Here is a 296-nt window from a genome sequence, read left to right as displayed (position 1 = left end):
ATGACGTCACGCTCGTGAAGCGCATTCCGCTCGCGAAGACGCCGAGCCACATCACCTTCGCGTCGGACAACAAGACCGCGTTCGTGACGCTTCAGGACACCGGCGAAGTGGCGGCCATCGACTTGCCGACGCAGACCGTGCTCTGGAAGCTGCACATCGGCAACACGCCCGCGGGCCTGTGGATGACGCCCGGCGACAAGTACCTGCTGGTCGGCATGACGGGCGAGGACGACGTGGCCGTGGTGGACTGGCACAACCGCACGCTGGTGAAAAAGATCCAGACCGGGCGCGGCGCG

The 296-nt window shown here is 65.9% G+C and carries 1 protein-coding gene; it reads left to right on the top strand.

The window, feature by feature from the left end; translation table 11 throughout:
• The coding region (locus tag SB816_RS30815; protein WP_410548096.1) for a YncE family protein at positions 1-296 on the top strand (296 nt) is incomplete at both ends.

It is taken from the genome of Achromobacter sp. SIMBA_011 (genome assembly GCF_046535435.1).
Taxonomy (GTDB): Bacteria; Pseudomonadota; Gammaproteobacteria; order Burkholderiales; family Burkholderiaceae_B; genus Achromobacter; species Achromobacter dolens.
Note: the sequence above shows the minus strand (reverse complement) of the source record. Positions and strands in the feature narration are given on the sequence as shown.